The organism is Hansschlegelia beijingensis (assembly GCF_045505405.1).
Taxonomy (GTDB): domain Bacteria; phylum Pseudomonadota; class Alphaproteobacteria; order Rhizobiales; family Methylopilaceae; genus Methylopila; species Methylopila beijingensis_A.
Genome location: NZ_JBJKEX010000348.1, coordinates 1 through 3,207, shown reverse-complemented (window position 1 = coordinate 3,207; position 3,207 = coordinate 1). Strand labels below are relative to the sequence as shown.

Here is a 3,207-nt window from a genome sequence, read left to right as displayed (position 1 = left end):
GGGGCCCTCGCGGCAGGCTTCGGCGAAAGCGTCGATGCCCGCCTGCGGCCCGGCCATGACCGCCTCCACCGAGCCGTCGCTGCGGTTGCGCACGAAGCCGCGCAGGCCGAGCGACCGGGCCGCGTCCTGGGCCCATTTGCGGTACGCCACGCCCTGCACGCGGCCTGTGATCTCGATGCGTTCGACGGCTTCGGTCATGACCGGTGAGATGGTTGCGTGGCCGAGGCCGGCAAGCCGGCGGCCCGGCGCCTACACGAACTCGAGGATCACCGCGTCGACCGCAAGGCTGTGGCCGGCCTTGACGTGGACCTTGTGCACGGTGCCGTCACGCTCGGCGCGCAGCACGTTCTCCATCTTCATGGCCTCGACGACCGCCAGCGTCTCGCCGATCTTGACCTCCTGCCCCTCCTCGACCGCGATCGAGACCACGAGGCCGGGCATCGGGCACAGCAGATGCTTGGAGGTGTCGGGGACGGCCTTCTCGGGCATCATCGCGAGCAGTTCGGCGATGCGCTCGCCATGGACGCGCGCATAGACCGCGACGCCGCGATGGGCGATGTCGTAGCCATAGGCGCCGCGACGGCGACGAACCTGGGCCGAGATCGCGACGCCGTCGATCTCGCCGCTCCACACCGGCTCGCCCGGCCGCCAGCTGGTGACGACCCGCCGCACGGCGATCTCCCTCCCGGCTTCGTCCAGCGTCCGGACAAACACGACGTCGCCGTCGGCGCTGGTCTCGACGCATGTCGCCTCGCCGTCCAGCAGCACGGTCCGCAGCCGCTCCTTGGTGGCCGCGCCCTTGCGCAGCTGGTTCGAGATCAGCCGCCGGCGCTCCATCACCAGCCAGTCGATCTGGGCCGCGATCGCCACGATCGTGTCGGCCACCTCCCCTTCTGCCTTCCGAGGAGCGAAGCCGTCCGGAAACTCCTCGGCGATGAAGCCGGTCGACAGCCGGCCCTCGCGCCAGCGGGGGTGCTCCATCAGCGCGGCGAGGAACGGGATGTTGTGCTGGATACCGTCGATCGCGAAGGCGTCGAGCGCCGCTCCCTGCGCCTCGATGGCAGCAAGCCGGTTCGGGCCGTGCGTCACGAGCTTCGCAATCATCGGGTCGTAATGCAGCGAGATCTCGCCGCCTTCGGTCACGCCGGTGTCGTTGCGAACGGTGATCCCGTCCTCAGTGGACTCGAGCGGCGGCCGATAGGTGGTGAGCCGGCCGATCGAGGGCAGGAAGTTGCGGTACGGGTCCTCGGCGTAGATCCGGCTCTCGACGGCCCAGCCGTCGAGTCTCACGTCGGACTGGCTGATCGACAGCTTCTCCCCGGCCGCGACCCGGATCATCTGTTCGACGAGGTCGATCCCGGTGACGAGTTCGGTCACCGGATGCTCGACCTGAAGCCGGGTGTTCATTTCGAGGAAGTAGAAGGACTTGTCCTGCCCGGCCACGAACTCGACAGTGCCGGCGGAATCGTAGCCGACCGCCTTCGCGAGCGCGACCGACTGCTCGCCCATCGCCCGGCGCGTGGCCTCGTCGAGCAGCGGCGACGGCGCCTCCTCGACGACCTTCTGGTTGCGGCGCTGGATCGAGCACTCGCGCTCGCCGAGATAGATGACGTTGCCGTGCTTGTCGCCGAGCACCTGGATCTCGATGTGGCGCGGGTTCACGATGAACTTCTCGATGAACACGCGGTCGTCCCCGAAGGAGGACTTCGCCTCCGACTTCGAGGCCCGGAAACCTTCCGCGACGTCGCTCGCCGAATAGGCGATCCGCATGCCCTTGCCGCCGCCGCCGGCCGAGGCCTTGATCATCACCGGGAAGCCGATCTCCTCGGCGACCCGCACCGCGTCCTCCGTAGTCTCGATCACGCCGAGATTGCCCGGCACGGTCGAGACCCTGGCGGCGGCCGCGGCCTTCTTGGACTCGATCTTGTCGCCCATGGCCTCGATCGCCCTGGGGTTCGGGCCGATGAATACGATCCCCTCGGCCGCGAGCGCCTCGGGGAAGGCGGCGCGCTCGGAGAGGAAGCCATAGCCGGGGTGGACCGCCTCAGCGCCCGTCTGCCTGCAGGCGGCGACGATCCGGTCGATCAGCAGGTAGGACTGCGCGGCCGCGGGCGGCCCGATATGCACCGCCTCGTCGGCCATCTCGACATGCAGCGCGTCGCGGTCAGCGTCCGAAAACACCGCGACGGTCGCGATCCCCATGCGCCGGGCGGTCTTGATGACGCGGCAGGCGATCTCGCCACGGTTGGCGATGAGGATCTTGCTGAACATGGAGGCTGAAATCCCCAGACGGAGGCGAAGTCCCTAGCGGGACAGGACGGAGGGAACGCGCGTTCTTACGGTAGCTGCGGAGGGCTCGTCCATCGGCCGAAGGACGAAGGGAACCACCACGTTCAGCGCTTCGCGCCTGGCAGCGGAGGCAGGTAGGACGGCCGCGGCAGCGGCCGCGGAGGCGGGCCGAGCAGCGGCGCCATCAGCGCCCCCCGCTCCGTGCGCGCGAACTGGCTGCGCGCGGTCCATGGGCCGCAGACGAGAGAGAAGTAATCGTACGGGCCCTTCACCTCGTTCGCCATGATGAACTGGAAGTGCAGGCGGAACACCTGCCAGCGCCGCCGCATGCGATCGATGCTTTGCTGCCCGAGCATCTTGGTCAGATAGGCTCTGCGGAACGTCGGGTTGCGCGGCTTTTCTCCGGGGGTGAGGCGAAGCTCTGAGACCGGGTCGCGGTGCGGGAAGTTGAGGAAGTCCCAGGGGCCCACCACCTCGGCCCAGAACAGCGTCGGCTCGACGGCCAGCCGGCCGAGCCGCTCCCGGAACCAGCCGCCTTTGGGGTGCAGCCCGATCAGAAGTTCGGTCGCGCCGACAGTGAGCAGCGAGAGCGTCGGACGGCTCTGCGCCGCGAAGCCGGGGTCGCGCTCATAGGCGCGCGCCAGCGCGTCGATCGCCAGAAAGCTGCCGCTGCTATGGCCGACGACCAGGATCTCGTCCGCCTCTCCGGCCGCGACGACATCGCGGATCCTGTCGGCGAACCGGTCGACGCGAGCATGCAAGGCGGCGTCCTCGCGCCGGGCGTAACGCCGCTGCGAGCGGCCGTCGTCCATCAGGTGGAAGACGAAGCCGCCGGCCCGATGACGCCGAGATCACCCGGACCATCCAGATCCTGTGCCGCCGCACCAAGAACAACCCGCTCTTCGTGGGCGACCCGGG

The 3,207-nt window shown here is 69.1% G+C and carries 3 protein-coding genes; all 3 read right to left on the bottom strand.

Going from position 1 to position 3,207, the window contains the following annotated elements; translation table 11 throughout:
* Positions 1–198: acylphosphatase (locus ACIKT0_RS15795; protein ID WP_407106293.1), on the bottom strand; the 198-nt coding region annotated here is incomplete at its 3' end.
* A gap of 51 nt (positions 199–249) precedes the next feature.
* Entirely contained in the window at positions 250–2,271 is a 2,022-nt protein-coding gene (locus ACIKT0_RS15790; RefSeq protein WP_407106291.1) for an acetyl-CoA carboxylase biotin carboxylase subunit, read from the bottom strand.
* Positions 2,272–2,393: 122 nt separating this feature from the next.
* Complete coding sequence (locus ACIKT0_RS15785) at positions 2,394–3,050, bottom strand: hypothetical protein (RefSeq protein WP_407106290.1); 657 nt, start codon at positions 3,048–3,050, stop codon at positions 2,394–2,396.
* Positions 3,051–3,207 lie beyond the last annotated feature (157 nt).

Excerpts from the sequence above, each read along its gene's own strand:
- ACIKT0_RS15790 (WP_407106291.1), bottom strand. The coding sequence starts at position 2,271 with ATGTTCAGCAAGATCCTCATCGCCAACCGTGGCGAGATCGCCTGCCGC.